At 61.7% G+C, this 24,265-nt stretch carries 30 protein-coding genes; 13 read left to right on the forward strand and 17 right to left on the reverse strand.

Translation table 11 applies throughout. The annotated features are described in order from the left end of the window. Nucleotides 1-12 precede the first annotated feature (12 nt). Together rpoZ and folK are read right to left on the reverse strand one after the other, a co-directional pair. A complete protein-coding gene (rpoZ, locus tag Q5Y75_RS13070) occupies nt 13-366 on the reverse strand; it encodes a DNA-directed RNA polymerase subunit omega (protein WP_306198029.1) in 354 nt (117 codons plus the stop codon). A gap of 91 nt (nt 367-457) precedes the next feature. Then, the gene (gene folK / locus Q5Y75_RS13075; protein ID WP_306198031.1) at nt 458-1,027 is read right to left on the reverse strand and encodes a 2-amino-4-hydroxy-6-hydroxymethyldihydropteridine diphosphokinase; all 570 of its coding nucleotides are present in this window, start codon (nt 1,025-1,027) and stop codon (nt 458-460) included. A 133-nt stretch (nt 1,028-1,160) separates the two neighbouring features. Here folK and Q5Y75_RS13080 point away from each other — a divergent pair, with 133 nt between their 5' ends. From Q5Y75_RS13080 to Q5Y75_RS13105, 6 genes are all read left to right on the forward strand, one after another. Continuing rightward, nucleotides 1,161-1,733, forward strand: coding sequence for a LabA-like NYN domain-containing protein (locus Q5Y75_RS13080; protein ID WP_306198033.1), 573 nt, complete (start codon nt 1,161-1,163; stop codon nt 1,731-1,733). A 200-nt stretch (nt 1,734-1,933) separates the two neighbouring features. After that, the gene (gene ispH, locus Q5Y75_RS13085; RefSeq protein ID WP_306198034.1) at nt 1,934-2,884 is read left to right on the forward strand and encodes a 4-hydroxy-3-methylbut-2-enyl diphosphate reductase; all 951 of its coding nucleotides are present in this window, start codon (nt 1,934-1,936) and stop codon (nt 2,882-2,884) included. Then, a complete protein-coding gene (locus Q5Y75_RS13090; protein WP_306198036.1) occupies nt 2,881-3,333 on the forward strand; it encodes a DUF3429 domain-containing protein in 453 nt (150 codons plus the stop codon). The genes ispH and Q5Y75_RS13090 overlap by 4 nt, the downstream gene beginning before the upstream one ends. Next, a complete protein-coding gene (locus tag Q5Y75_RS13095; RefSeq protein ID WP_306198039.1) occupies nt 3,330-3,914 on the forward strand; it encodes a class I SAM-dependent DNA methyltransferase in 585 nt (194 codons plus the stop codon). The genes Q5Y75_RS13090 and Q5Y75_RS13095 overlap by 4 nt, the downstream gene beginning before the upstream one ends. Then, nucleotides 3,907-4,374, forward strand: a complete 468-nt coding sequence (rnhA, locus tag Q5Y75_RS13100) for a ribonuclease HI (RefSeq protein ID WP_306198041.1) — start codon at nt 3,907-3,909, stop codon at nt 4,372-4,374. Before Q5Y75_RS13095 ends, rnhA begins: the two co-directional genes overlap by 8 nt. Continuing rightward, nucleotides 4,371-4,994, forward strand: a complete 624-nt coding sequence (locus Q5Y75_RS13105; protein ID WP_306198043.1) for a trimeric intracellular cation channel family protein — start codon at nt 4,371-4,373, stop codon at nt 4,992-4,994. The genes rnhA and Q5Y75_RS13105 overlap by 4 nt, the downstream gene beginning before the upstream one ends. A gap of 2 nt (nt 4,995-4,996) precedes the next feature. On the opposite strand, the gene Q5Y75_RS13110 is transcribed toward Q5Y75_RS13105, so the two are convergent. The 5 genes from Q5Y75_RS13110 to def (Q5Y75_RS13130) are packed head-to-tail and all read right to left on the reverse strand — an operon-like array spanning nt 4,997 to nt 7,407. Beyond that, a complete protein-coding gene (locus Q5Y75_RS13110; protein WP_306198045.1) occupies nt 4,997-5,236 on the reverse strand; it encodes a GlsB/YeaQ/YmgE family stress response membrane protein in 240 nt (79 codons plus the stop codon). A gap of 1 nt (nt 5,237) precedes the next feature. Then, the gene (locus tag Q5Y75_RS13115) at nt 5,238-5,474 is read right to left on the reverse strand and encodes a hypothetical protein (protein WP_306198047.1); all 237 of its coding nucleotides are present in this window, start codon (nt 5,472-5,474) and stop codon (nt 5,238-5,240) included. A gap of 12 nt (nt 5,475-5,486) precedes the next feature. After that, complete coding sequence (fmt, locus tag Q5Y75_RS13120) at nt 5,487-6,392, reverse strand: methionyl-tRNA formyltransferase (RefSeq protein ID WP_306198049.1); 906 nt, start codon at nt 6,390-6,392, stop codon at nt 5,487-5,489. Between the two features lie 5 nt (nt 6,393-6,397). Then, the gene (gene def / locus Q5Y75_RS13125) at nt 6,398-6,892 is read right to left on the reverse strand and encodes a peptide deformylase (protein ID WP_306198051.1); all 495 of its coding nucleotides are present in this window, start codon (nt 6,890-6,892) and stop codon (nt 6,398-6,400) included. Beyond that, nucleotides 6,889-7,407 (reverse strand): peptide deformylase, encoded by a 519-nt coding sequence (gene def, locus Q5Y75_RS13130; RefSeq protein WP_306198052.1) that lies wholly within the window; start codon nt 7,405-7,407, stop codon nt 6,889-6,891. The genes def (Q5Y75_RS13125) and def (Q5Y75_RS13130) overlap by 4 nt, the downstream gene beginning before the upstream one ends. A gap of 95 nt (nt 7,408-7,502) precedes the next feature. Between def (Q5Y75_RS13130) and Q5Y75_RS13135 the strand changes: the two genes are divergently transcribed. Further along, complete coding sequence (locus Q5Y75_RS13135; protein ID WP_306198054.1) at nt 7,503-8,675, forward strand: MalY/PatB family protein; 1,173 nt, start codon at nt 7,503-7,505, stop codon at nt 8,673-8,675. Continuing rightward, on the forward strand, nt 8,676-9,209 hold the full coding sequence (locus tag Q5Y75_RS13140) for a L,D-transpeptidase family protein (RefSeq protein ID WP_306198056.1): 534 nt from the start codon (nt 8,676-8,678) through the stop codon (nt 9,207-9,209). Between the two features lie 55 nt (nt 9,210-9,264). Here Q5Y75_RS13140 and Q5Y75_RS13145 read toward each other — a convergent pair whose 3' ends face one another. Both Q5Y75_RS13145 and Q5Y75_RS13150 read right to left on the reverse strand, forming a co-directional pair. Then, on the reverse strand, nt 9,265-9,594 hold the full coding sequence (locus tag Q5Y75_RS13145) for a hypothetical protein (protein ID WP_306198058.1): 330 nt from the start codon (nt 9,592-9,594) through the stop codon (nt 9,265-9,267). Nucleotides 9,595-9,742: 148 nt separating this feature from the next. Further along, the gene (locus tag Q5Y75_RS13150) at nt 9,743-10,093 is read right to left on the reverse strand and encodes a hypothetical protein (protein ID WP_306198060.1); all 351 of its coding nucleotides are present in this window, start codon (nt 10,091-10,093) and stop codon (nt 9,743-9,745) included. A gap of 208 nt (nt 10,094-10,301) precedes the next feature. Between Q5Y75_RS13150 and Q5Y75_RS13155 the strand changes: the two genes are divergently transcribed. Then, nucleotides 10,302-11,291: a glutathione S-transferase family protein gene (locus Q5Y75_RS13155; RefSeq protein ID WP_306198062.1), complete on the forward strand. Its 990-nt coding sequence runs from the start codon at nt 10,302-10,304 to the stop codon at nt 11,289-11,291. Here the strand turns inward: Q5Y75_RS13155 and Q5Y75_RS13160 are convergent. Beyond that, on the reverse strand, nt 11,273-11,635 hold the full coding sequence (locus Q5Y75_RS13160; RefSeq protein WP_306198064.1) for a response regulator transcription factor: 363 nt from the start codon (nt 11,633-11,635) through the stop codon (nt 11,273-11,275). The two genes, Q5Y75_RS13155 and Q5Y75_RS13160, sit on opposite strands and share 19 nt — an antisense overlap. A gap of 202 nt (nt 11,636-11,837) precedes the next feature. Here Q5Y75_RS13160 and Q5Y75_RS13165 point away from each other — a divergent pair, with 202 nt between their 5' ends. Genes Q5Y75_RS13165 through Q5Y75_RS13175 form a run of 3 tightly spaced genes read left to right on the forward strand, consistent with a single transcriptional unit; the run spans nt 11,838 to nt 14,890 of the window. Continuing rightward, on the forward strand, nt 11,838-12,791 hold the full coding sequence (locus Q5Y75_RS13165; RefSeq protein ID WP_306198066.1) for a threonine-phosphate decarboxylase: 954 nt from the start codon (nt 11,838-11,840) through the stop codon (nt 12,789-12,791). Then, nucleotides 12,788-13,708 carry an adenosylcobinamide-phosphate synthase CbiB gene (cbiB, locus tag Q5Y75_RS13170; protein WP_306198068.1) on the forward strand — a complete coding sequence of 307 codons (921 nt, stop codon included), beginning with the start codon at nt 12,788-12,790 and terminating at the stop codon, nt 13,706-13,708. The genes Q5Y75_RS13165 and cbiB overlap by 4 nt, the downstream gene beginning before the upstream one ends. Nucleotides 13,709-13,720: 12 nt before the next feature. Continuing rightward, nucleotides 13,721-14,890 (forward strand): lytic murein transglycosylase, encoded by a 1,170-nt coding sequence (locus Q5Y75_RS13175; protein WP_306198071.1) that lies wholly within the window; start codon nt 13,721-13,723, stop codon nt 14,888-14,890. Here the strand turns inward: Q5Y75_RS13175 and Q5Y75_RS13180 are convergent. From Q5Y75_RS13180 to Q5Y75_RS13200, 5 genes are all read right to left on the reverse strand, one after another. Next, nucleotides 14,885-15,244: a hypothetical protein gene (locus tag Q5Y75_RS13180; RefSeq protein WP_306198074.1), complete on the reverse strand. Its 360-nt coding sequence runs from the start codon at nt 15,242-15,244 to the stop codon at nt 14,885-14,887. The genes Q5Y75_RS13175 and Q5Y75_RS13180 overlap by 6 nt on opposite strands. Nucleotides 15,245-15,299: 55 nt before the next feature. Further along, nucleotides 15,300-15,677 carry a hypothetical protein gene (locus tag Q5Y75_RS13185; RefSeq protein WP_306198076.1) on the reverse strand — a complete coding sequence of 126 codons (378 nt, stop codon included), beginning with the start codon at nt 15,675-15,677 and terminating at the stop codon, nt 15,300-15,302. Nucleotides 15,678-15,723: 46 nt separating this feature from the next. Further along, the gene (locus Q5Y75_RS13190) at nt 15,724-19,179 is read right to left on the reverse strand and encodes a chromosome segregation SMC family protein (protein ID WP_306198078.1); all 3,456 of its coding nucleotides are present in this window, start codon (nt 19,177-19,179) and stop codon (nt 15,724-15,726) included. A gap of 137 nt (nt 19,180-19,316) precedes the next feature. After that, nucleotides 19,317-19,646, reverse strand: a complete 330-nt coding sequence (locus Q5Y75_RS13195; RefSeq protein ID WP_306198080.1) for a hypothetical protein — start codon at nt 19,644-19,646, stop codon at nt 19,317-19,319. A gap of 36 nt (nt 19,647-19,682) precedes the next feature. After that, a complete protein-coding gene (locus tag Q5Y75_RS13200; RefSeq protein ID WP_306198081.1) occupies nt 19,683-20,891 on the reverse strand; it encodes an aminotransferase-like domain-containing protein in 1,209 nt (402 codons plus the stop codon). Between the two features lie 160 nt (nt 20,892-21,051). Here Q5Y75_RS13200 and Q5Y75_RS13205 point away from each other — a divergent pair, with 160 nt between their 5' ends. Next, nucleotides 21,052-21,822 (forward strand): FCD domain-containing protein, encoded by a 771-nt coding sequence (locus tag Q5Y75_RS13205; protein ID WP_306198083.1) that lies wholly within the window; start codon nt 21,052-21,054, stop codon nt 21,820-21,822. Nucleotides 21,823-22,027: 205 nt separating this feature from the next. On the opposite strand, the gene Q5Y75_RS13210 is transcribed toward Q5Y75_RS13205, so the two are convergent. After that, nucleotides 22,028-22,891 (reverse strand): glycosyltransferase family 2 protein, encoded by an 864-nt coding sequence (locus tag Q5Y75_RS13210; protein ID WP_306198085.1) that lies wholly within the window; start codon nt 22,889-22,891, stop codon nt 22,028-22,030. A 115-nt stretch (nt 22,892-23,006) separates the two neighbouring features. Then, nucleotides 23,007-24,239, reverse strand: a complete 1,233-nt coding sequence (locus Q5Y75_RS13215) for a glycosyltransferase (protein WP_306198087.1) — start codon at nt 24,237-24,239, stop codon at nt 23,007-23,009. Nucleotides 24,240-24,265 lie beyond the last annotated feature (26 nt).

Below are 24,265 nucleotides of genomic sequence, written 5' to 3' on the forward strand. Positions count from 1 at the left end.
CAGGCGGCGAGCTCAGCCCTGGCCCTGGGCCTCCATCAGCGCGCGCAGCAGCTTCTCCTCGGACATGTCGTCCTCGGCGGGCTTGTCGGATTCGGCCCCCATCAGCAGCGCCATCTGATCGTCTTCCGGCTCGTCCACCTCGATCTGGGTCTGGTTGCTTTCGATCAGACGCTCGCGCAGCTCATCGGCGCTTTGCGTCTCATCCGCGATCTCACGCAGCGACACGACCGGATTCTTGTCGTTGTCGCGGTCCACAGTGATCCCTGCTCCGGCCGAGATTTCGCGAGCACGATGTGCCGCCAGCATAACCAGTTCGAACCGGTTCGGTACTTTGTCTACGCAATCTTCAACCGTTACGCGCGCCATCAGTGGCCTCCACAGTGCAACCCAGGTCAGAAGCGCTGTATCTAAGCCCAAAATGACCTGTTGACAAGCGGGAAATGGGGTCAGCCCATGCTCAGATCGGTACGACCTCGGCGCGCTCCTGCTCGGGCAGCGCCGCCAGCATCTCACGCACCGTTTTGCCCAGCACCGGATGGCGCCATTCCGGCGCAATATCGGCTAGGGGTACAAGCGCAAAGGCCCGATCCTGCAAGCGCGGATGGGGCAAGATCAGCCGGTCAGGCGCGCTGCGTGCCTGTGTTTGCGGCTCAAGCGCGTGCCAGGCCCGAAACGTGTCGAGATCTGGCGCCACCCGGTCCCCGGCAAAGACCAGATCCATATCCAGCGTGCGCATGCCCCAGCGCTGCACCCGCTCGCGCCCGAAACGGGCCTCTACCTCATGCAATTGGTGCAGGATCTCCTGTGGCGCGGCATCCGTTTCGATCAGGATCGCGGCATTCACATAATCCGGCCCCGCGCCCGCGGGAAAGCACGGGGTTGCATAAAAGCGGCTCACCGCGCGAATCGCCACACCCCTGGCTGCAAGCGCCTGGATCGCATGACCTAAGGTCAACTCTGGCGGGTGACTTTCGAATTTCAGGTTTGCGCCCAGCGCGACACATGAAATTGACCGGATTTCGGTCACTTTTGACCTCGGATTTAATGTTTGCTCCACTTGCTATATATGACAGTTGTCTTACATTTAAGACTATCATTCCGCCGCATTTGATCACTCACGGGAATATTTGGCGCGATGATACACACCGGAAGGAACAATTATGTTTTATAAGGACGAACGGCTGGCGCTGTTCATCGACGGCTCCAATTTGTATGCCGCAGCCAAAGCATTGGGCTTTGACATCGACTACAAGCTGCTGCGTCAGGAATTCATGCGTCGAGGAAAGCTGTTGCGCGCGTTTTATTACACCGCGCTGCTTGAGAATGACGAATACTCGCCCATACGGCCACTGGTCGACTGGTTGCACTACAATGGATTCACCATGGTGACCAAGCCAGCCAAGGAATACACCGACAGCATGGGGCGTCGGAAGGTCAAGGGCAACATGGATATCGAACTGACCGTCGATGCCATGGAACTGGCACCGCGTGTCGATCATATCGTGCTGTTCTCGGGCGATGGCGATTTTCGCCCGCTGGTGGCCAGCCTGCAGCGTCAGGGCGTACGCGTCTCTGTTGTGTCGACCATTCGCAGCCAGCCGCCGATGATCTCGGACGAGCTGCGCCGCCAGGCCGACAATTTCATCGAGCTCGAAGAGCTGAAGGATGTCATTGGCCGCCCTCCACGCGAAATGCCCGCCGAGAGCCGGAACGTGGTCGCGGCCACAAACTGACCTGACGGGTCAATCGGACAAGATAGTAAAGGCGCGGCCGGGCCACCCCGGACCGCGCTTTCACTATTGTTAGGTGCTGAAAATACCACCCTGATAGCCATCAGCCATGTCAGATTCGTGACAAAGCGGACGCAAGGCGCGCGAAGCGCTGGACCAACCCCACCGAAAGCCTTACCTGTCCACGGCAAGGAGATGCCGCAATGACACACCCACCTCTGACCCTCTACTTGGCCGCGCCGCGCGGGTTTTGCGCCGGTGTCGACCGGGCCATCAAGATCGTCGAGATGGCGATCGAGAAATGGGGCGCGCCGGTCTATGTGCGCCATGAAATCGTGCACAACAAATTCGTGGTGGACGGTCTGCGCGCCAAAGGTGCCGTGTTTGTCGAGGAACTGGAGGACTGCCCCAATGACCGTCCGGTGATCTTCTCGGCCCATGGGGTGCCCAAGGCGGTGCCCGCCGAGGCGGAACAGCGCCAGATGGTCTATGTGGATGCCACCTGCCCGCTGGTCTCGAAAGTGCATATCGAGGCGCAGCGCCACGCCGAGAGCGGCTTGCAGATGATCATGATCGGCCACAAGGGCCACCCCGAGACCATCGGCACGATGGGGCAATTGCCCGAAGGCGAGGTGCTGCTGGTCGAAACGGTGGAAGACGTGGCGCAGATCGCCGTGCGCGACCCCGACAAGCTGGCCTATGTAACCCAGACGACGCTGTCCGTGGATGATACACGCGATATCGTGGCCGCCCTGCAGGCCCGCTTTCCGCTGATTGTGGGACCCCACAAAGAAGATATCTGCTACGCCACGACCAACCGTCAGGAGGCCGTTAAAGAGGTGGCCCCAAAAGTAGACGCGCTGTTGGTGGTGGGCGCGCCGAACTCGTCCAATTCGCGGCGTCTGGTCGAAGTCGGCGCCAAGGCCGGCTGCGCCTATGCCCAGCTAGTGCAACGCGCCGATCAGATCGACTGGCGCGCGCTGGAGGGCATCCGTTCCGTCGGAGTTACCGCAGGGGCCTCGGCGCCCGAACTGCTGGTCAACGAGGTCATCGACGCCTTCCGCGCCCGCTATGAGGTCACGGTCGAAATGGTCGAAACCGCTGTCGAGAACGTGGAGTTCAAAGTGCCCCGCGTGCTGCGCGTCCCGGCATGAGCCGCATTCCCACCGCGCCTCTGCTGTTGGGCCTTTCCGGTCTGATCCCCTTTGTCTGGGGTGCCGCCACCTATCTGAGCGGCGGGTTGCAGGCCTGGGGCGCAGCGCATCTGGGGCCGCGCTTCGTAGGACCATATGTGCAGCTTTTTTACGGCTCTGTGATCCTAAGCTTTATGTCCGGCGTGCTCTGGGGGTTTGCCACCAAGACATCCGGTAACCGCGCCGCAACCGGCTATGCGCTGTCGGTCCTGCCCGCGCTCTGGGCGTTTTTCATGACCGGCGGCGGGCCGGTCAGCGCCGGAATGAACCTGATCTTCGGCTTTGCCGGACTGCTGATCCTTGATGCCGCCTTTTCCTTTTGGGGTCTGACACCGCGATGGTGGATGCGGCTGCGCATTCTGTTGACGGTGATCGTGATCGCCTGCCTGTCCGTAGGAGTGTTCCTGTGAGTGACGAGACGCTGCGAATCTATGATGAAAAAGCCAGTGAATATGCTGATCTGACCAGCGACTACAGCGATCCTTTGCTGGACGATTTCATCGCACGCCTGCCGCCGGGGTCGACCATCCTCGATCTGGGGTGCGGTCCCGGTAATGCGGCGGCGGCCATGGCCCGAGCAGGCCACAAGGTCGATGCGCTGGATGGTTCCGCCGAGATGGTAGCGCTGGCCGACACCCATCCCGGTGTCACTGCAAAACTCGCCACCTTCGAGCAATTGCAGGGCAGTGACCTTTATGACGGTGTCTGGGCCAATTTCAGCCTGCTGCACGCGGCCCGAGACGCTTTCCCCGCCCATCTGGCCGCAATCATGGAGGCGCTGAAACCCGGCGGGCTGTTCCATATCGGGATGAAGCTGGGCAACGACGCAGGCCCTGACAGGATCGGGCGCTTTTACACTTATTACACGCAGGAAGGGCTGGAGGACCGCATGATGGAGGCCGGTTTCACCCTGATTGACCAGCATTTCGGTTCCTCCGAAGGACTGGACGGGCAGATGGCCGACTGGATCGTGATGCGTGCCCATGGCTGAACTGTTTGCCTATACCGATGGCGCCTGCTCCGGCAATCCCGGCCCCGGTGGCTGGGGTGTCCTGATGCGGGCCATGCAGGGTGATACGGTCATCAAGGAGCGCGAGTTGAAAGGCGGCGAAGCCTTGACCACCAATAACCGCATGGAGCTGCTGGCCGCCATCTCGGCGCTTGAGACGCTGGAACGCGCCTCGAAGATCACCGTGGTGACCGACAGCGCCTATGTGAAAAACGGCGTTACCGGCTGGATTCACGGTTGGAAGCGAAATGGCTGGAAAACCGCCAGCAAGAAGCCGGTCAAGAATGTCGAACTCTGGCAGCGGCTGGACGAGGCACAGCGCCGCCATGACGTGACCTGGGAATGGGTCAAGGGCCATGCCGGACACCCCGAGAACGAACGGGCGGACGAATTGGCGCGCGCCGGGATGAAACCGTTCAAGCCCGGAAAAGCCAGCGCATGACGCTGCTGTCGCTGCTGGATTACGGCTCGGTGCTGATCTTTGCGCTGACAGGCGCGCTGGTGGCGAGCCGGGGGCAGCTTGATCTGGTGGGCTTTGCCTTCATGGCCAGCCTGACGGCCGTGGGCGGCGGCACCGTGCGCGACGTGTTGCTGGACCGCCACCCGGTCTTCTGGGTCGCCAACCCAACCTACATCCTGATCGCCACGGGCGCGGCGGTACTGGTGTTCTTCACCGCGCATCTGGTCGAGAGCCGATATAACTGGCTGGTCTGGCTGGACAGTTTCGCGCTGTCCATTGCCGTGGCCGCAGGGTCCGGCGTGGCGCTGGCACTGGGTCAGCCGCCGATGATTGTCGTGCTGATGGGCATGATCACCGGATGCCTTGGCGGGCTGATGCGGGACGTGGTGAATGATGAGTTGCCGCTGGTGCTGAAACAGGGGCAGCTTTACGTCTCCTGCGCCTTTGCCGGGGCATGTGTTGCAGTTCTGGCGGATTGGCAGGGCCTGCCAGAAATCGTTGTCCTGGCCGCCTCCGCCGCCACTTGCTGGGGCCTGCGGGCTGGATCGCTGCTGTTCGGGTGGCAATTGCCGGTCTACAAATCGCGCCCGCCGCGCCAGTAGCGCTAGCGCCGATTGCGCCAGGCCTGCCAGAGCCAGATCACCAGCAGCGCGCCCAACACCGCCCCGACGAACCCGGCCATGGCGCCCATCACCGAGGTCAGAAAGCGCAAGACAAACCCGCCGATCAGCGCACCGACGATGCCAATGAACATTGTGGTGGGGATATCCGCCTCGATCCGCATCAGGCGCGTGGCCAGGAACCCTGCCGCCGCGCCCACTACGATCAGCACCACCACCGACATCTCACTTCCTCCAATGGGTAGGCACGATGATCAGCGCACCGACCGAGGACAGGATCGCGTTCATCCCCGGCGAACCGAAGCCGAAGCCAAACATGATCCGCACGAAGTAAAACAGAAATGCACCGCCGACGCAGATGATGATGGATTGCAGATAGCCGTTATGGGTAAAGCCGGTTTTTTCCGCCAGATACCCGACGATTCCGGCAATCACGACCGTTCCGAATAGAACCATGAACATGGGCGCCCCTCCTCAGAGTCTTGTGCCCTTTGCGACCGGCCAGCCGCGCAGAAACGTTTCGCTATCCTGCGCGCCCTTGCCCGCCCGTTGCAAGCGGGTGAGCGCAATTGCCCCGGTGCCGCAGGCCACTCTCAACACGTCGTCCAGAACCTCGCCCGGCGCGCCCTGCCCCTCGGCAAGACATGATCCAAGCAGTTTCACGCGGTCGCCACCGATCTCGGTCCAGGCACCGGGAAACGGGGCGAGCCCGCGGATCTGGCGGTCAATCTCACGCGCAGGCCGCGACCAATCGACCCTGGCCTCAGCCTTGTCGATCTTGCTGGCATAGGTGACGCCCGCCTCGGGCTGTGGTTCCGGTGTTAGCTGGTCCAGCCGCTTCAGCGCCTCTACGATCAACCTGGCCCCCATGTCAGACAGGCGGTCATGTAGCGCGCCGGTGGTCTCAGACGCGCCGATATCGGTGGTCTGGCGCAACAGAACCGGGCCGGTATCCAGCCCCGCCTCCATCTGCATGATGCAGACACCAGTCTGAGCGTCACCTGCCATGATGGCGCGGTGAATGGGCGCTGCGCCGCGCCAGCGCGGCAAGAGGCTGGCATGGATGTTGAGGCACCCGCGCGCGGGCGCATCCAGAATAGCTTGCGGCAGGATCAGACCGTAGGCGACCACCACCGCGACATCCGCGTTCAATTCCGCAAAGCCTACCTGTTCCTCGGCTGATTTGAGCGAAACCGGATGGCGCACCTCCAGCCTCAGCGTTTCGGCACGGGCATGCACCGGCGTCGGACGGTCCTTCTTGCCCCGGCCCGCGGGCCGGGGTGGTTGGCAATAGACGGCGGCGATCTCGTGTCCTGCGGCAACCAGCGCCTCCAGCAACGGGACCGAGAAATCGGGCGTGCCCATGAAGATAATGCGCATCCGCCCTACCCCAGCTTCCGCGCCTTGCGCAGCAACATGTCGCGTTTGACCTTGCTGAGATTGTCGAAATACATCCGCCCGTTCAGATGATCGATCTGGTGCTGCACCGAGGTCGCCTCGATCCCGACAAAATCGCGCCGGTCGATCACGCCCTGATCGTTCAGGAACCGCACCGTCACTGCGCGCGGGCGTTTGACCTTGGCCGAGACGCCGGGCAGGTTCGGGCTGGCCTCTTCATGTTCACGCAGCTCAATCGAGCTGTGCAAAACCTCTGGGTTGGCCAGACGCACCGCCCGACCCCGCTCGGTCGAGCCATCAACCACCGCCAGCCGCAGCATCACGCCGATCTGCGGCGCGGCAAGGCCGACGCCCGGCATCGCCTCCATCGTGTCGATCATGTCGTCCCAGATGGCGCGGATGTCGTCGGTGATCTCGCTCACCTCATCGGCCCGGCTGCGCAGACGCTTGTCGGGCCAGGGCAAACAGGGGCGAACGCTCATGCCCGCGCCCGCTCGCGTTTTAGTTTCTGCATCTTGCGGGTGATCATCTGACGCTTGAGCGGCTTTAGATAGTCGATGAAAAGCTTGCCGTTCAGATGGTCGATTTCATGCTGCACACACGTGGCCCAAAGCCCGTCGAACGTCTCGCTCTGCGGATTGCCGTCGCGGTCGATCCATTCCACATCGACCAGTTTGGGGCGCGTCACCTCGGCGAATTGTTCCGGGATCGACAGGCAGCCTTCCTCGTAGACATTGGTTTCCTCGGAAGAGGCCACCACCTGCGGATTAAACATCACCATAGGGCGCGGCGTCTCGCCCTCTTCCTTGATGCAGTCCAGCACGATCAACCGCTCCAGAACCCCGATCTGAGGCGCGGCCAGACCGATGCCCGGCGCGTCATACATCGTCTCCAGCATGTCATCGGCCAGTTGGCGCAGATCGTCGGACAGGTCGGTGACCGGCGTGCAGACCTTTTTCAGGCGGGGATCGGGATGGATCAGGATCGTGCGTTTCATCAGCCTGATTTAGGCGATTGCCCGCGCCGCCGCAACGCCCCTTGAACATGGCCCGATTGTCGCTAGCTTGCCTGAGACACTCAAGGGGCGACTTCATGGATTTCAACACACTCAACGACCGCCGTGGCACGTTCAGCACCAAATGGGACAAGATGGAGCGTGGCTTCGGCGTCTCGCCCGAGGACGGGCTGGCGATGTGGACCGCCGATTCCGATTTCCCGACCGCACCTTGTGTGATCAATGTGGTGCGCGAGGCGGCAGACCATGGCGTGTTCGGCTATTCCTGGATCTACCCGGAATATCTGCAATCGGTGCAATGGTGGATGAAGACCCGCCATAATTGGGAGATCGATACTGACTGGGTGCTGACCACGCAAGGTCTGGGCAACGGCATCGCGCTGGCACTCGACGTCTGGACCAAGCCGGGAGACGGCGTGGTGATCTTCTCGCCCGTCTATCATGAGTTCGCGCACAAGATTAACAAGGCAGGCCGCCGCGTCGTGGAATGCCCGTTGGTGCGCGACGGGGATACGTACAATCTGGACCTCGACGATGCGCAAAGCCGTCTGGCGGGCGATGAATCGATGCTGGTCTTCTGCTCGCCGCAGAACCCGTCGGGCCGGGTCTGGACGACACAGGAATTGCGCGATCTGGCGGAATTTGCCAAGCGCAACGATCTGATCCTGGTCTCGGACGAGATTCATCACGATCTGGTTTATCCCGGCCAGAGTTTCGTGCCGATGGACATCGCGGCACCAGAGTACAGGGACAGGATGGTCTATCTGACCGCCGCCTCGAAAACCTTCAACATCGCCGGTCAGCGCACCGGCAACATGATCATTCCCGACCCCGAGCTACGCGCTGCGATGAAACACCGTCTGGCCACGCTGGACTATACGCCCAGCGCGCTTGGCGTCCGGATGATCATGGCGGCCTATTCGCCGGAGGGCGCGGAATGGGTCGATGCGCAGGTGACGCATCTGGACGAAAACCGCCGCGCTTTTGATGCGGCAATCAACGCAATCCCCGGTGTGCAGTCGCTACCACTGCAATCCACCTATCTGGCTTGGGTCGATTTCTCGGGTACCGGGATGCCGCCCGAGGACGTTGCCGCGCGCATTCGCGACGAGGCAAAAATCGCCGTCTCGCCCGGCCCCGGTTTCGGCACCGGCGGCGAGACGTTCCAACGGTTCAACCTCGCCACGCAGCTTGGCCGCGTCGAAGAGGCCGGCCGCCGGATGCAACACGCTTTCCGCGACCTGCAATAGATGCTGCGGCGGGCCTTGTTGCGCGGCGGGCTCCTGATCCTTGCGATCGGGGCGCTGTTTGTTCTCTGGGACCGCTACGGCCCGCCAGCACCCGCGCCAGATATGGCCGCTGCGGTGGAGCAGGTCGACCATATCCTCATCGAGAAATCAGCCCGCCGTCTGAGCGCGACGTCGGATGGCAATGTGGTCTTTGAAGCCGAGATTGCATTGGGGTTCGAACCGGGTGGCGACAAACAGATGGAAGGTGACGGCAAGACGCCCGAAGGCCATTTCACGATCGATCGCCGTAATCCCCAGAGCGCCTTTCACCTCTCGCTGGGGCTGGATTATCCCCGCCCCGAGGATATCGCCCGCGCCAAGGCGCAAGGCGTTGATCCCGGTGGCGATATCTTCATCCATGGCCAGCCCAATGGTCTATCCATCCTCACCCTGCCCGGCGACTGGACCGCAGGCTGCATCGCGGTCTCCAATGCCGAGATGGAGACGCTCTGGCGGCTGGTTCCCATTGGGACCCCGGTCGAAATCAGACCATAGATGCCTTCACCCGAGAGTGCGTCGCAGTAATTCACCGTTCGTATCGCGACAGCCGTCAGTCGAACGCGCCTGTGATACCGGCAATGGTAGCACCGACACTAAGGCAGAATAACGTCGATCCTCCCTGAGCGGCGTGAAGATCGGCATCGCTAACTTCCCGCTCGGAAGGTTGCTGAGGAATATGCAGATACGCGATCTTGTCGGTATCCGCCACGACCCTGAATTCTACCCCTTCGGGCAGCGGGCCGACCATTTCCTCCAACGCGGCACGCGTATCGGTCTCAAGGCGCTTGGAATAGACCGGGTCCTTCAAGGCACGCTCATAGAAAGCGTGCGGCGCATGAGATTGGTCCGTTTTAAACCGCAAATCGGTACGAGTTGTCATAGCATTCTCCCAAATCGGTCCCTGCATGCGCCTTTGGTGAACCAACTTGGGGCGCATGCCTTGTTCTGATCGATTCAATTCTGGGGTCTGAAGCTATTCAGATTCGCAGCTAGCGATTAAATCTCGTTCATATTCATGTCGCTGCGCCCTAGTCTTTGCCAAGCAGCGCAATCGGCGCATCGGGAGCGCGATAGAAATCCAGCGGCGCGCGGTCTGTGGCCGCCGTGCTGCGCTTGAATTCATAGTGCATCTCGCCGCCGTCTTCTTCCGATGCCACGATCAGGCATTGATAGAGATGGTTGGCCCCGTCATAGAGATCGACCAGCCCGCGCAGCCTGGGCGTTGTGGCGGCCTCAACCGAAAAGCCGGTCCGCCACAATCCCAGAACCGGAAAATAATCCTTACCGGCCTCGACCCGCAGGCGACTGGCCTTCTTGATTCCTTCAAGGCGCGCGGCTTCAAGCCCGGCCCTTATTTCTTTTGAAATATAGGTGCTCATGTGACCCCCCTCACTCCAGCCCGACTCATCCTGCCGCCCGATATAGAGATATCAAGCTGAGTCTTTATGACGGCCGCGTTAAATCGGGCTCACGTTGCGGCAAATCCCCATCACCTGTGCAAGGGTGCAGGGGGTCTGCGCGCCCATGGCATTGGGCAAGGCTACCCTTTGGGACTAGGTTTGAGCCAACACGAGAATGGAGAGCGAGATGGGTCTTTTGATCGACGGCGTGTGGCACGACCAATGGTATGACACCAAGACAACCGGCGGCGCGTTCAAGCGCAGCGAGGCAAAGTTCCGCAACTGGATCACCGCAGATGGTAGCCCCGGCCCCTCGGGCGAGGGCGGTTTTGCGGCCCAATCCGGTCGCTATCACCTCTATGTCAGCATGGCCTGCCCCTGGGCGCACCGGACCCTGATTTTCAGACAACTCAAAGGCTTGGCCGATCACATCTCGGTCTCGGTGGTGCATCCCGACATGCTGGATCAGGGCTGGACCTTTGACACGGACGACTACGGTGCAACGGGCGACACGCTTTATGGTCTGACCCACGCACATCAGGTCTATACCAAGGCTGACCCCGGCTTTAGCGGACGCGTGACCGTGCCGATCCTGTGGGACGAGGAACGCGAAACCATCGTCTCGAACGAAAGCGCCGAAATCATCCGCATGTTCAACTCTGCCTTTGACGGGCTGACTGGCAACACGCTGGATTTCTGGCCGGAACCCATGCGCGATGCGATCGAAGACGTGAATGCCCGCATCTATGACAGCGTCAACAATGGCGTCTATAAATGCGGATTTGCCACGACACAGGCCGCCTATGACGCTGCGATCGACCCGCTCTTTGACAGTCTCGACTGGCTGGAGGAGCGCCTGTCACGCAACCGCTACCTGATGGGCGAGCAGCTGACCGAGGCCGACTGGCGGCTGTTCACCACGTTGATCCGCTTCGATCCAGTCTATCACCTACATTTCAAATGCAACCGCACCCGGCTGGTGGATTACCCCAACCTCTGGGCCTATACGCGCGAGCTGTACCAATGGCCGGGCGTGGCGCAGACGGTGAATATGGATCACATCGTGCGCCACTATCACTACAGTCATGACAGCATCAATCCGCACCGAATCATCCCGACCAATCCGGTGCTGGACTATGACGCGCCGCATGGGCGCGATCAGCGGCCCGCAGCGTAGTGTTCGACCATCGCCGCCAAATCTTCTGGCGGCATTTCGCTCTGCAGAAAGGCGCAGGCGTTGGGACTATGGGCAAAGACCGACCCGTCTGAAAAGAACGTCGTGTTGGTTACAAAGATCACCCGCGCCTCGGGGCGACGGTAGCTGGCGAAATCGGCCACTGCCAGCGCGCTGCCCTCTTCTAGCACGAGGTCCAGCACAATGATCTCATAGGGATCACGATAGAGCGCCAGGATCGCCGCCTCTTGCGACGGCACCAGCGTCACCTCGGCGCCCTGTCGTTTCAGGTGGCGCTTCCAGAGCAAACCCAATCCAGGGTTGCTTTCAACAATAAGTACCTTCATCACAGACTACGGGTGCCGCCGCTTGGGCTGATCATGTGGCACCACTCCCCTGTCTAGGTCTTGTGGTCAATTGCTTAACAATCTCTTAACGGGCCTCCGAGTGAGGCCTGAAGGGCCGTTCACGCTTGTATCACAGGCGGATTTCCGCTTGAAGCGGGGTAAATGCTGTCTCATCCCCGACTTGATTGCACAAATGGACCAAATGTCACCAACCCATTCCAGAGCACCCCGAGACCATGGCGGCGGGATCGATTCCGCCATTGTTGCCCATGGCGGAGCGCGCGCGGGTTGGCTGGATCTGTCGACCGGCATCAACCCCGAACCCTACCCTCTGCCCGTCTTTACGCCAGAGGATTGGGCCGCGCTTCCCGACAACAACGCCTTTGTCGAGCTTGAGACCGCTGCACGGCAATTCTGGAAGGTGCCGGATGGGGCACGTATCCTGCCCGCGCCCGGTGCCTCCGCCCCGATCGCGCGCCTGCCCGCGCTGGCCCCGGCGGGTCGGGTTCAGATCACGACACCCACATATAACGAACATGCCGCAGCCTTCGCCGCGCAGGGCTGGCAGGTCGCAGAGTCCGGCCCGGCAGAGGCGCGGGTGATCGTGCATCCCAACAACCCCGATGGGCGGTTCTGGAGCGAACAGGATGCCGATGCGCCGCTGACGATCATCGACGAAAGCTTCTGCGACGTGATGCCGTCGCGCAGTCTTGCGCATCTCGCGGCGCGGCCCCGCACCCTCATCCTGAAGAGCTTCGGCAAATTCTGGGGGCTCGCCGGTTTGCGCCTGGGCTTCGCCATCGGGCAGCCAGACCTTATCGACCGACTGGGTGATCTGACCGGACCCTGGGCCGTATCGGGCCCGGCGCTGCGGATCGGCGCTCTGGCCCTGCGCGACAGTGGCTGGGCGGTAGAGACGCGCGCACGGCTAGAGCGCGACGCGGCACGGCTGGACGGGATATTGACCCGCGCCGGGGCCGAGCTGGAGGGAGGAACATCGCTGTTTCGCCTCTACCGCGTGGATGATGCCGCCGCTTGGCAGGACCGTTTGGCCAAATCGCATATCTGGAGCCGCATCTTTCCATATTCACAGCAATATCTGCGCCTTGGCCTGCCTCCCGCGTCAGGTTGGGAGCGGCTGGAGGCCGCGCTATGACCACCGCCACCCTGCTGGCCTGCGCGATGCTGCTGGACGCGGCGCTTGGCGAGCCGGATTGGCTCTGGTCGCGGCTACGGCATCCCGCAGTGCTGATGGGCGATGCCGTGCGCTTTCTGGACAGGCGCATGAACACGGGAGGGCACAAGCGGCTCAAAGGCGTCATCGCGACCGTGCTACTGGCGCTTGGTGCGATGCTGATCGGCTGGGCGCTGGCAGCGTTTGGACCGATCATAGAGGTTCTTTGCTGTGCAATGCTGCTGGCCCAGAAATCACTGGTGCAACATGTGGGTGACGTGGCGGAAGCCCTGCGCCTGTCCCTGCCCGATGCCCGCGCCAAAGTCGCGCGCATCGTCTCGCGTGACACCAGCGCGATGGACGGCCCGCAAGTTGCACGCGCAGCGATCGAGAGCGCCTCGGAAAACCTGTCGGACGGGGTGATCGCGCCTGCCTTCTGGTTTCTGCTCGGCGGGTTGCCCGGCCTGCTGCTCTATAAGGCGATCAACACCGCCGACAGTATGATCGGCTATCGCAACGAAAAATATGCTCAGTTTGGTTGGGCTGCCGCACGGTTGGACGATCTGCTCAACCTGGTGCCCGCGCGGCTGACCGGCCTGATGATCGCCCTGCTGGCCAACAGGCAATCGCAATGGCGCGACATCGTGCAGGACGCCCGGCGGCACGTCTCGCCCAATGCGGGTTGGCCCGAGGCGGCGATGGCGCGCGCTCTGGGTGTCGCATTGGCCGGTCCGCGCAGCTATCACGGCCAGATTCGGCACCTCGCCTGGGTGAATGAGAGCGCCCGTAAGGAGATCGGCGCGCAAGAGATCGCGCGCGCAGTGGAAATTCTCTGGCAGGTCTGGGCATTGGCCCTTGGCCTTGTCATGTTTGGAATCATAATCTCGCTGCTGAGGTAAGAGGAGACAAGAATGATCAAAGCGACTGTCCTGGGCCTTGCCCTGCTGGGGGCCTCTCCGGTGCTGGCGCAATGCGGCGGTGATTTTGGCTCTTTCGTGGACACGCTGAAAAGCGAGGCCACCGGTGCCGGTCTTGACCCCGAGACGGTTGATGCGTTCTTCAGAACAGTGCGCCAGGACCCCAAGGTTCTACGCGCCGATCGCGCGCAGGGTGTGTTTCAGAAACCCTTCATCAGTTTCTCCGACCGCCTGATCTCACAAAACCGCATCGATCGGGGCGCGGCCATGGCCGAGCAATATAGCGATGTCTTCGACCGGATTGAGGCGGAGTATGGCGTGAATCGTGGAGTTCTGCTGGCCTTCTGGGCGTTCGAAACCGATTACGGCGGCTTTCAGGGTGATTTCAACACCCGCAACGCGCTGGTGACGCTGGCACATGACTGCCGTCGGCCCGAATTGTTCCGCCCGCAGATCTTTGCCGCATTGGAGCTGCATGCGCGCGGTGATTTCGACCCTGAACGCACCAAGGGAGCATGGGCAGGCGAGATCGGCATGGTACAGATGTTGCCGCGCGACATTCTGGTCAATGGCGTGGACGCCGATGGCAGCGGCAAGGTCGAGCTCGCAACCTCTGCCCCCGACGCGCTGGTGTCCGGCGCTAAGATGCTGGAACATATGGGCTGGCAGGCGAATGAGCCCTGGCTGCAGGAAGTCACCGTGCCCGATACTCTGGACTGGTCGCTGACCGGCGCCTCGAAACCGCGCAGCGTCGCGGAGTGGCAGGCCATGGGTGTGACAGCGCGCGAGGGCGATCTGGCCGCAGGTGACATGCAGGCGACGATCATCCTACCACAGGGGCACAAGGGGCCGGCGTTTATCGCCTATCCGAATTTCAACGTCTATTTCGAGTGGAACCAGAGCTTTGTCTACGTTCTGACCGCGGCCTATTTCGCCACTCAGCTGGAAGGCGCGCCGGTCTATCAGCGCGGCACGCCCGAAACCGGGTTGAACGGCGCGCAGATGAAGCAGCTACAGACCAAGCTGCAGGAGCGCGGCTATGATGTGGGCGACGTGGACGGTATTCTGGGCGCGCGCACGCGCGCGGCGGTTCAGACCGAACAGCAACGGCTGGGCCTGCCCGCCGATGCCTGGCCAACGCCGGAGCTGCTACGCCAGCTATGACCCCTCTTCCGGGCGGACCGGAAACCGCTGGCCCTTTTCGTCGATCAGGATCAACCGCCCATCCCGGCGCACGAACAGGTCGCAGCGGTTGAAACCGTGGTCGAAAGCAGTGCAGATGCTGCCATCTTCGGCAATCCGGTAGGTGCCGAAAGCAGTCCCTCCGCTGCCATAAGTATAGGAATAGGCCCCATCCGCCGAATATCTGGATTGGCCATCGTCATAAAAGGTCAGCGTGCGCCCCTCAAACGCGTCAAGCTCGGCCAAGGACAACGGCTCTTCGCCCGGTCTCAGGTTCCAGTCTGCGGCCCAGACGGGCAGGCCCAAAAACAGCAAGGGTATCGCAAGGCGTAACATGGCGCCATCATGACCCGATCCACGCACCAAGGGGAGTCACGTTGCGGTGAAGCCGTTATCGGCTGAGCCCTAGGTGAATCCGCATCGGCAATCGTCCGTTGCTGCGCCGGTTGAACAGGATCAGCCGGTCTTGGGTCAGGGCCAGATCGCAGCGGTTGAAGGTCCTGCGAAAGCTCAGGCACAGATCGCCCTCGCGCCGCAGCTTGAGCACGCCCATCGAGACACCCCCTTTTAGCCTGTCATAGAGCGAGTTCGGCGCCCTGACCGCGCTGCGTCGGCGGGTCGCGGGCCGCAGCAGCTTCGGCTTGCGGTCGGAAAACATCCTGAAATGAGTGCCATAGCCGGACCAGCCCACTTTACCTAGATTCACTTCCTCGGCGCGAATCGCGCTGGCGGAAACCACAAGAATAAACACAAGGCACAATTGAAACATGCGGCCATATTAGCAGAAATCCGCCGATAAGGCGAATCCAGGGCGATCAGGCCACCATCGCCTCGGCCTTCTTGAGGTCGACCGAAACCAGCTGGCTGACGCCTTGCTCCTGCATGGTGACTCCAAACAACCGGTCCATCCGCGCCATTGTCACCGCATGGTGGGTGATGATCAGGAAGCGGGTTTCGGTCTGGCGGCACATCTCATCCAACAGGTCGCAGAACCGCGTCACGTTGGCGTCATCAAGCGGCGCGTCAACCTCGTCCAGCACGCAGATCGGGGCCGGGTTGGCGAGGAAGACCGCAAAGATCAGCGCCATCGCGGTCAGGGTCTGCTCGCCCCCCGAAAGCAGGCTGAGCGTCGAGAGTTTCTTGCCCGGCGGCTGACACATGATCTCAAGCCCGGCATCCAACGGGTCATCGCTTTCGACCATCACCAGATTGGCCTCGCCTCCGCCAAAGAGGTGCTTGAACAGCATCGAGAAGTTGGAATTGACCTGCTCGAACGCGGTCAGCAGCCGTTCCCGCCCCTCGCGGTTGAGGCTGGCGATACCGCTGCGCAGGGTCTTGACCGCCTCTTCCAGATCCGCCTTTTCCGATTGCAGCGCGTCATGCTCTTCCTGCACGTCGCGGGCGTCCTCCTCGGCCCGCAGATTGACTGCGCCCATCGCGTCACGCTGGCGCTTGTGCCGGTTCACCTCGGCCTCCAGCGTGTCGGCATCGGGCATGGCATCCGGATCGCTCGCCAACTGGTTCAGCAACTGGTTCGGGGTCAGTTGCTGATCCTCGGCGATGCGTTCGGCGGCCGCACTCACGGTTTCGCGTGCGGCTTCGGTCCGCGCCTCGGCAGCGGCGCGCGCCTCGCGCGCCTCGGAGGCCAGACGCTCGGCGTCACGTTCGGCAATCATCGCCTCGCGCTGCGCGGTTTCGGCGGCGGCCAGCGCATCCCCGGCAGCGGATTTACGCGCTCCGGCGGCGCTGATCTGTTCGCTCAACTCCTCCCGTGCCTCGGCGATTTCGGCGGGGACAGACATGGCCTCAGTCAGTTCCTCTTCCGAGCCCGCCTTGCGCTCGGCCAGTTCGGCAATCCGCTTTTCAGCGGTGGCCAACCGGTGCCGCCAGCCACTGATATCCTTGGTCACCTCCTGCGTGCGCCGGGTCCGCGCCTCGCCCTCGCGCCGCGCCTCATCATGGCTTGAGCGATGGGTGAGCATGGTGATGCGCGCCGCCTCAACCGTTTGCTTGATGTCCTCCACATGGCCGCGCGCAGTATCCAGATCACCCAGATCGGTCAGCCCGGCCTCCGCCTCTTTCAGGCTAGCGCGGGCGGCCATGGCGTCTTCCTTGTGGCGGTTCACCGCCAGGCTCAGCGTTTCCAGACGGCCTTGCGAAAGATTGCGCTCCGCCTCGGCGCGGCTCAGCGCGCGCGCGGCTTCGGCGACGCGCTGGTCGGCGGCCCGGCGGGCATCACGGGCGCGGCGGTCGGCCTCGGTCACCTCAGCCAATTGTCGCGACAGCGCCTCATGCGCGGCGCGCGCGCCATCGGCCTGCGCCTCAACCCGGGTGAGCTCCTGTTTCAGCGCCTCAAGACGGTTGAGCTGTTCCAGACGCAGAGCCGCCGCGCTTGGCGCGTCCTCAGCCCAGGCGCGGAACCCGTCCCAACGCCAAAGGTCACCCCCTTGGCTGACCAGCCGCTGCCCCGGTTTCAACAGGGGCTGCAGGCGCGCGGCATCCTCGCTGTCGACCAAACCGATCTGCGCGATGCGCCGGGTCAGCCGGTCGGGCCCTGATACATGCAGCGCCAGTGGCTCTGCCCCATCCGGCAAGGGTTGATCCGCGTCATAGCCCGCGATCTGAACCCAGCCCGAGGGGCCATCATCATCGGCCAGCGGCGCGCGCAGGTCATCGGCCAAGGCCGCCCCAAGCGCCTTTTCATAGCCCGCCGCCACCCGCATCAGGTCCAGAACCTGCCCGCCCTCGGCCGTGTCACGTTCAACCAGCTTGGCCAGCGCGGCGGTTTCCGCCCGGATCGCCCCGGCCTCCCCCTCGGCCTCGGAGCGTTGCGCTCGGGCTTCGGCCTCACGCGATTGCGTCTCGTTGCGTAACTCGTCAGCGGCGGCCAGCGCCTCTTCGGCAGCTTCGGCAGCTTCGCTTGCTTCTTCCTGTGCCTCGTGAGCCGTTTCAAAATCCTCTTCGGCCTGCGCGACGGCGCGATCAGCCTCTTCCATGGCGGCGCGCGCCTTGGCTTCTTCCCCCTCGGAGCGGGCCAGCGTCTTGCGGCCATCCTCGACCAGCCGCTGGGCCGACTGGTGCCGCGCCGCCAGACGCGCCACATCCTCGGTCACTTGCGAGAGATGATCCTCGCGCTGCTGCAGAACCTGCGCCGCCTCACTGGCGGCTTCGGCCGCTTCGGCGAGCCGTTCATCATGCCCCTCGCCCGCCTTGGCAAGTTCGCGCGCCTCCCATTCGAGGCGTTCGATGGTTTCGCCCGCATCCTTGTTCAACCCGGTCTCGCGCTCGATATCGTGACCAAGCTGGGTGACGCGGGCGGTCAGGGTCTCGACCGTCTGGCGCGCGCGGGCCTCCTGATCGTCTAGCGTGCCGCGTTCTACGCTCAGCCGTTGCAGCACCGCGGCAGCAATGGCCTCTTCCTCGCGCAGGGGCGGCAGGGTTTCCTCGGCAGTCGCACGGGTTTTTTCCGCCTGCCGGGCGGTTGCCTCGGCGCGGGCGGCATCGGTGGTCCGATCACGCAACACATCCTCGGCGGTCAGGCGGGCAACATCAGCCTCTTTCCAGCGCCGGTAAAGCAGCATGCCCTCGGCCTGGCGCAACTGTTCGCCGATCTCGCGATAGCGCGCCGCCTGCCGGGCCTGCCGGGCCAGTTGCGCCAGTTGCGCAGCCAGTTGCTCTAACACGTCATCGACGCGGGTAAGGTTGGTCTCCGTCCCCTTGAGTTTCAGCTCAGCCTCATGCCGCCGCTGATAGAGGCCCGAAATGCCCGCCGCCTCTTCCAGAATGCGCCGCCGCGCCTTGGGTTTGGCGTTGATCAGCTCCGAGATCTGACCCTGTCGCACCAGCGCAGGCGAATGGGCCCCGGTCGAGGCATCGGCAAACAGCATCTGGATATCACGGGCGCGCACATCCTTGGTGTTGGCCTTATAGGCACTGCCCACATCACGGGTGATCCGACGCACGATTTCCAGATTGTCGCTGTCATTGAACCCGGCGGGCGCAAGCCGTTCGCCATTGTCCAAAAGCAGCGACACCTCAGCAAAGTTGCGGGCAGGCCGTGTGGCAGCCCCGGCAAAGATCACATCCTCCATGCCGCCGCCGCGCATCGCCTTGGGACGGTTTTCGCCCATCACCCAGCGCAACGCCTCAAGCAGGTTGGACTTGCCGCACCCATTGGGACCAACAACGCCGGTCAACCCGTCGGCGATCACCAGATCGGTCGGGTCCACAAAGCTCTTGAAGCCAGTCAATCTGAGTTTGGTGAAGCGCAAAGGCGGGCTTTCGTGATTCCTGTGTCAATCGAGACTGCGCCCGGAAACACCGCAAGTCAACGGATCCGACGCCCTATATGGGCGGATCGGTGCAGTTATCCACAACATCTGGACCAAACCCGACCTTCTCCCGCTGACTATCCTGCCCGTCCCGTTGCACCGGGCAGCGCCCAGTCTTTTGGCCTGCTCTCACAATCCAGAACCCCAGTCATCACCGCCTGATCACCCAGAACGCCGACAACCTGACAGCCCGAGACCTGTTCCATCGCGACGCCAGCGCGTGGCCCGATCGGGTCGAGGCGCGGCGCATATTGCGGGTTCACGCGCACCGCCTCTGCCAGACCTCCGCGCACCCGGACATCAAAGACACTGCCGTCTACCGCGACGCGCGTAACGGGGGCACCCCGAAACTCGGGACTGGCAGCGCTGCAGGCCGCGACGAGCAAAATCGAAACACACCGCCACATCCGCGCAGATTGCCCCGTAATCCGTTAACAAACCCCTCAGACATGAGCACGCAGCAATTCGCCCAATCGCCTGATCCCTTCCTCGGCCTGGTCTTCCTTTGCGCAAGAGAAACTGAGCCGGATCGTGTTGTCCCCACTGCCATCGGCAAAAAAGGCCTGACCGGGCACAAAGGCCACCTTGGCGCTGTCCACCGCCTCGGCCAGCAGCGCATCCCCGTTCAGATGAACCGGCAGCGTCACCCAGATGAACATACCGCCCTCGGGCCGCGTCCAAGTGATTCCCGCAGGCATATGCCGCTCCAACGCCGCCAGCATCCGATCACGTCTACGGGCATAGACCTTGCGCAGCATCGTCACATGGCTGTCGAAATGCCGTTCGGCCACGTCGCAGATCACCACCTGGTTCAGTGTCGGCGTATGCAGGTCCGAGGCCTGTTTCAGCAAGACCATCTTGGAAATGATCGGCTGTGCCGCCACGACCCAGCCCATGCGCACCCCCGGGGACAGGGTTTTTGAGAAACTGCCGCAATGGATCACCCTGCAAGCATCCAGATCGCCTTTACGCGCCTGCTCCAACGCCAGAAGCGGCGGAACCGGTTCGCCATCATAGCGCAACGCCTGATAGGCGGCATCGTCGATGATCGGGCAATCCAACTCCTCTGCCAGATCCAGCAAGCGTTCCCGTCCCGCCAGATCCAGCGTTTCGCCCGTCGGGTTGGCGAAATCCGAGGACAGATAGGCAAATTTCACCCGCCCGCCCGCCTCTGCGGCGGCCTTTGCGTAGTCTCCTGCGGCACGGTTGCCCTGCAGGTTCAACTGCTCGAAATTCGGCTCATAGGCGTTGAACGCGGCCAGAGCGCCCATATAGGTGGGCCATTCCACCAAGGCCGTATCGTTCTGTGATAGGAACAGCTTGCCAAGATAGTCTAGCGCCTGCTGCGAGCCCGACGTGATGAGCACCTGTTCAGGACGACAGCGCACGCCAAGCTCTGCCATATGCTGCGTGATCCAGCGACGCAGGGGCGGATGGCCCTCACTGATCGAATATTGCAGCGCATGGGCGCGGTTCTCGGCATTCAGCGCCTGCGCCGTGGCCTCGGCAAACGCATCGGCGGGAAACAGGTCAGGGTCGGGGATGCCGCCCGCAAAGGAAATGATGCCGGGCTGATCCAGCAGTTTCAGTAACTCCCGGATTTCCGACGCCTTCATCCGCGACATGCGACTGGCCAGCAAATGTTCGACCATAACTCACCTCTCCTTTTCTGAGCTTGGAACGGATCTTGGCGGGAGCAGATAAAACAGTCAATAATGCTGACCTATTGTTACAGAAAATCCTGCCCCACCCAGCTTGCGTGAGTTCGCAGAGTGTGGTCACATTGATTGACCAATTCTGCACGAGGCCTTAATGCCCTTTCAAAAAGTCCAATCCGAAAAGCTCTCAACCTCGGTGGTGCGGCAGATCGAGTTGTTGATCTTGCGCGGCATCCTGCGACCCGGGGAACGCCTGCCAGCGGAACGCGAGTTATCCGAGCGTCTGGGCGTCTCGCGCCCGTCCCTGCGCGAAGCGGTGGCCGAGTTGCAAGAGATGGGGCTGCTGAACAGCAAGGCCGGGTCGGGTATCTATGTGGCCGAGGTTCTGGGTTCGGCCTTTTCCCCGGCGCTGACGCAGCTTTTTGCGACCCATGACGAGGCAGTCTTTGACTATCTCGCTTTCCGGCGCGATCTGGAGGCGCTGGCTGCCGAACGCGCCGCCCGGCTGGGATCGGACAGCGACCTGAAGGTCATCCAGGCCGTGTTCGACAAAATGGAAATCGCACAAGAGGCGCGCGACGCCGAGGCCGAGGCAAAGCTCGACGCGCAGTTTCACATGGCGATCATCGAGGCCAGCCACAACGTTGTCATGCTTCACATGATGCGGTCCATGTTCGACCTGCTTAGCCAGGGCGTCTTTTATAACCGCCAGATCATGTTCCGCCAACGCACCACCCGCAGCGCGTTGCTGGACCAGCACCGGGCAATCAACACCGCTCTGCAAGCCCGCGACCCGGACGCAGCCCACGCTGCCGTCGAAAAACATCTGAGTTACGTCGAACAATGCCTCACCGATCACAAGAAAGCCGAGCGCAACGAGGCGGTTGCCCGCCAAAAGCTGGAACATGAGGCAGCGCGGGACTGAGTAGGCCGGGTTTACAGGCAGATTCATGAATATGGCGTGCCCTTGCTTTTGCTGGTTCCGCCCCGTGATGCTGTGGTCGGCCCTAAGCAAGGCCTGCACCCTTGCGCTTCCAGCAAATGCGGCGACACTACCAATCTCTATGGGTAAGCTCGATTTCGGCGACCGAGCTTGCTGAAAGGCACGGCACGAGCAACCGGGTCCTGCGTCAGACGCTGCGCAGACGTCGCCTTAGACTATGCCCCCATAGCTGAGGCCCCCTTAACGGTTTGGGATCATGACGCCGCAAGGCGGGAAAGGCCCCTTCAGCCTCACGGCGGCTGCGCAATAACAGCGGCGCGTCCAGAATCTGCCGGGTCAGCGCATCGGAAGTCGCCTCTTGCCGCCGTTCCTTGGCGATAACCTCAAGCATCTCGGCATGATAGGCATCCATTGCCTCGGACCTCTGCCCCTCGCGGAAGCGGAATGCTCCGATCTTCTCATGCACGGGAACCAGATCGGCATGGCGTGAGAAACGCAGCCACAATTCCCCATCCACGGCCAGTTTCAGCGACTCGTCCAATCCCGCACCGGCACGCTCCCACAGGCTGCGCCGCCAATAGGTCGATTCCTGCTGAACCCACTGATAGTCGCCTGCAAGAAAGCGGGCATGCGTCACAGGTCGTGGGTTGTAGCTGCGCAACAGCTGACCACGCTCGTCTATCGTGCTGAGCTTTCCCGTTATCCAATCCAGCGCAGGCTTGCCCGCAAACAGCGATCCAACCAACGCAAGCCCACCGGGCATAAGCACATCATCGGAATTGATCCAGCCCATCACGTCGCCAGTGCACAGGGCGAAGCCCTTGTTCACCGCGTTGGCTTGCCCGGTATCGGGGCCGGAAATCACATGCGCGAAAGCGTCGGAATAGCGTTCGACAATATCAAGCGAGCCATCCGTACTTCCACCATCCGAAAGAACAAGCTCAAGATTTGGGTAAGATTGATCGAGGATTGATTTGATCGTGTCCTCAATAAACCCGGCGCAATTCAGGTTCGGTATGACCAGGCTTATCTTGGGCAGCGTCATTTCCATTCCAATCTCACGGTGCAGGCTTGGCACGCTCAATCCATTTCGGCAAAAGCAATCATTTCGTCGCAGCTCATTTGCGCAGCGGCCAATGTGCGCCGCCAACTCCCAATTACACTTATCAGCAACGCCAGATCCGCTCATAAACTAGTTTATACTGGGCGGCGACGACTTTGGAATCGTATGTTTCCTGCACGTGCTTATACAACGCCGATGCCCTTTCCAGCGCCTCGTCCGTGTCGCGGCTCCGCAGAATTCTAACTATTCCTTGCGCCAAATCCTCTTCGTCGAAGGGACGCGCCAAATGGCCCATGGAATTACTCGGCACCAGATCAGGTAGACCACCGATATCAAACCCGGCAATTGGCACACCGCATGCCATTGCTTCAACACCCGTATTTGGCAGATTGTCCTGCCGAGATGGCAATGCGAGTACATCCGCGGCAGAATATATAAGACGCAAAAGCTGCTTATCGGTAACCTCTCCCATGAAATGGACCGGAAATGGAAAATCACTGTCACCTGCAACGCTTCCGAAAACCACCGCCTGAACGTCCGGAATTTCGCTGTGTACCTTTTGCATCGCTGTGACAAGATGTGCAAACCCCTTGCGCGGGTCGTCCGGCCCTCTGACTGCACCGAACAAGACGACGGGAACGTTAGGTGAAAGCCCCAAACTAGCGCGCGCGGCCAACTGGTCGCCTGGTTGCCATATCTCAGTATCAATTGCGTTCGGAATTACTTCTATGGGCCAGTCTTTCATCAACTGGCTTCTTCTCGCGCAATCCGCCAACCACCGGCTTGGGCAGACAATCTGCATCGGTTTGCGCCAATGCTCTGCTTTTCTCTTCCACACCCAACGATTCAAATCAAAACCGCGTTTCTGATGCGATGCATAACCATCGCTCCATGCGTCCTTTTCGCTGTAGTGTTCTGCACCCGAGAACGGCCACATATCATGCAGCGTCCAGACCACCGGGTGCTTCAACGCGCCTATCTCGGCAATCGAAATCATGTCGAAGTTGATCCAGTGTAGATTAACGATCTGCCGCGATTGGCGGTTCAACTCCTGTCCCAAGCCAGATGAGACATAACCCAATGATGTGAAGCCCTCGGTCTGCCTTTGAGCATATGGCCTATAGAGGTGCTTGGACAGTTTTCGTTGAAAGAACCGCCGCCACGTTTTTTGAACCAAGGCGGCCTTGATCAACTTATCCGTCTGACCTGCAGCAACAGTCATTGTGGAGGTTACACCTGCATCCACTAAAGCCGAATGCAATCGGTGAGCTGCAATCGCTGCGCCCCCGTGATCGCTGCTATAGTTGATGTGGTTCACCCTAAACTTGTCCGGCATATTGTTTTTCCGTCACCGAGAAGCCA

The sequence above is a fragment of the Ruegeria discodermiae genome, from assembly GCF_030758345.1.
Lineage (GTDB): Bacteria > Pseudomonadota > Alphaproteobacteria > Rhodobacterales > Rhodobacteraceae > Ruegeria_C.

What these genes read in the sequence shown, in the direction of transcription:
- rpoZ (WP_306198029.1), bottom strand. Translation starts at nt 366, where the DNA reads ATGGCGCGCGTAACGGTTGAAGATTGCGTAGACAAAGTACCGAACCGG.
- Q5Y75_RS13080 (WP_306198033.1), top strand. Translation starts at nt 1,161, where the DNA reads ATGTTTTATAAGGACGAACGGCTGGCGCTGTTCATCGACGGCTCCAAT.
- ispH (WP_306198034.1), top strand. Translation starts at nt 1,934, where the DNA reads ATGACACACCCACCTCTGACCCTCTACTTGGCCGCGCCGCGCGGGTTT.
- Q5Y75_RS13090 (WP_306198036.1), top strand. Translation starts at nt 2,881, where the DNA reads ATGAGCCGCATTCCCACCGCGCCTCTGCTGTTGGGCCTTTCCGGTCTG.
- rnhA (WP_306198041.1), top strand. Translation starts at nt 3,907, where the DNA reads ATGGCTGAACTGTTTGCCTATACCGATGGCGCCTGCTCCGGCAATCCC.
- Q5Y75_RS13105 (WP_306198043.1), top strand. Translation starts at nt 4,371, where the DNA reads ATGACGCTGCTGTCGCTGCTGGATTACGGCTCGGTGCTGATCTTTGCG.
- Q5Y75_RS13110 (WP_306198045.1), bottom strand. Translation starts at nt 5,236, where the DNA reads ATGTCGGTGGTGGTGCTGATCGTAGTGGGCGCGGCGGCAGGGTTCCTG.
- Q5Y75_RS13115 (WP_306198047.1), bottom strand. Translation starts at nt 5,474, where the DNA reads ATGTTCATGGTTCTATTCGGAACGGTCGTGATTGCCGGAATCGTCGGG.
- fmt (WP_306198049.1), bottom strand. Translation starts at nt 6,392, where the DNA reads ATGCGCATTATCTTCATGGGCACGCCCGATTTCTCGGTCCCGTTGCTG.
- def (WP_306198051.1), bottom strand. Translation starts at nt 6,892, where the DNA reads ATGAGCGTTCGCCCCTGTTTGCCCTGGCCCGACAAGCGTCTGCGCAGC.
- def (WP_306198052.1), bottom strand. Translation starts at nt 7,407, where the DNA reads ATGAAACGCACGATCCTGATCCATCCCGATCCCCGCCTGAAAAAGGTC.
- Q5Y75_RS13135 (WP_306198054.1), top strand. Translation starts at nt 7,503, where the DNA reads ATGGATTTCAACACACTCAACGACCGCCGTGGCACGTTCAGCACCAAA.
- Q5Y75_RS13140 (WP_306198056.1), top strand. Translation starts at nt 8,676, where the DNA reads ATGCTGCGGCGGGCCTTGTTGCGCGGCGGGCTCCTGATCCTTGCGATC.
- Q5Y75_RS13145 (WP_306198058.1), bottom strand. Translation starts at nt 9,594, where the DNA reads ATGACAACTCGTACCGATTTGCGGTTTAAAACGGACCAATCTCATGCG.
- Q5Y75_RS13150 (WP_306198060.1), bottom strand. Translation starts at nt 10,093, where the DNA reads ATGAGCACCTATATTTCAAAAGAAATAAGGGCCGGGCTTGAAGCCGCG.
- Q5Y75_RS13155 (WP_306198062.1), top strand. Translation starts at nt 10,302, where the DNA reads ATGGGTCTTTTGATCGACGGCGTGTGGCACGACCAATGGTATGACACC.
- Q5Y75_RS13160 (WP_306198064.1), bottom strand. Translation starts at nt 11,635, where the DNA reads ATGAAGGTACTTATTGTTGAAAGCAACCCTGGATTGGGTTTGCTCTGG.
- Q5Y75_RS13165 (WP_306198066.1), top strand. Translation starts at nt 11,838, where the DNA reads ATGTCACCAACCCATTCCAGAGCACCCCGAGACCATGGCGGCGGGATC.
- cbiB (WP_306198068.1), top strand. Translation starts at nt 12,788, where the DNA reads ATGACCACCGCCACCCTGCTGGCCTGCGCGATGCTGCTGGACGCGGCG.
- Q5Y75_RS13175 (WP_306198071.1), top strand. Translation starts at nt 13,721, where the DNA reads ATGATCAAAGCGACTGTCCTGGGCCTTGCCCTGCTGGGGGCCTCTCCG.
- Q5Y75_RS13180 (WP_306198074.1), bottom strand. Translation starts at nt 15,244, where the DNA reads ATGTTACGCCTTGCGATACCCTTGCTGTTTTTGGGCCTGCCCGTCTGG.
- Q5Y75_RS13185 (WP_306198076.1), bottom strand. Translation starts at nt 15,677, where the DNA reads ATGTTTCAATTGTGCCTTGTGTTTATTCTTGTGGTTTCCGCCAGCGCG.
- Q5Y75_RS13195 (WP_306198080.1), bottom strand. Translation starts at nt 19,646, where the DNA reads ATGTGGCGGTGTGTTTCGATTTTGCTCGTCGCGGCCTGCAGCGCTGCC.
- Q5Y75_RS13200 (WP_306198081.1), bottom strand. Translation starts at nt 20,891, where the DNA reads ATGGTCGAACATTTGCTGGCCAGTCGCATGTCGCGGATGAAGGCGTCG.
- Q5Y75_RS13205 (WP_306198083.1), top strand. Translation starts at nt 21,052, where the DNA reads ATGCCCTTTCAAAAAGTCCAATCCGAAAAGCTCTCAACCTCGGTGGTG.
- Q5Y75_RS13210 (WP_306198085.1), bottom strand. Translation starts at nt 22,891, where the DNA reads ATGGAAATGACGCTGCCCAAGATAAGCCTGGTCATACCGAACCTGAAT.
- Q5Y75_RS13215 (WP_306198087.1), bottom strand. Translation starts at nt 24,239, where the DNA reads ATGCCGGACAAGTTTAGGGTGAACCACATCAACTATAGCAGCGATCAC.